This is a genomic window from Exiguobacterium sp. SH3S3 (assembly GCF_004337115.1).
Lineage (GTDB): Bacteria > Bacillota > Bacilli > Exiguobacteriales > Exiguobacteriaceae > Exiguobacterium > Exiguobacterium aurantiacum_A.
Map to the genome: position 1 here is coordinate 1 of NZ_SJUU01000033.1, position 539 is coordinate 539.

Here is a 539-nt window from a genome sequence, read left to right on the forward strand (position 1 = left end):
ACTGATCCACTAACGATCATCTAAAACTGATCCACTTGGTATTATTCGCACATTTTTGTACGGATAATTTATGTTAACCAAGGAGATATTTGTGGATATTCATGTTCGCTTTGCACAAGGACAAAGCCTTCGAAAAATTGCCAGTGAGTTGGGTATATCCCGTAACACCGTAAAACATCATTTACAACAACCGACTAAATTATCCCCCTTTAAACCTTATTTGCTTCAGCGAATTGAACTGGCTAAACCTGATTGGATCCCTGCAACAGTCTTATTTGATGAGGTAGTTGAAAACGGCTATCAAGGTGGTATTGCTCAATTACGCCGATTTGTTTGTCAATTTAAACCAAGCATTGTTCCCGAAGTAGTCGTCTGTTTTGAAACACAGCCAGGTCAACAAATGCAAATCGACTTCACCAGCATCCGGCGAGGTAAAAAATCGCTGAAAGCGTTTGTTGCAACGCTAGGCTATTCGCGTGCGAGTTATGTAAAGTTCTTTGATAATGAACGAGCAGAATCGTGGCAGCAAGGTTTAAGAG

At 40.6% G+C, this 539-nt stretch carries 1 pseudogene; it reads left to right on the forward strand.

The window, feature by feature from the left end:
- Positions 1–91 precede the first annotated feature (91 nt).
- A pseudogene (locus EVJ28_RS13960) lies at positions 92–539 on the forward strand (LuxR C-terminal-related transcriptional regulator); the annotation flags it as partial.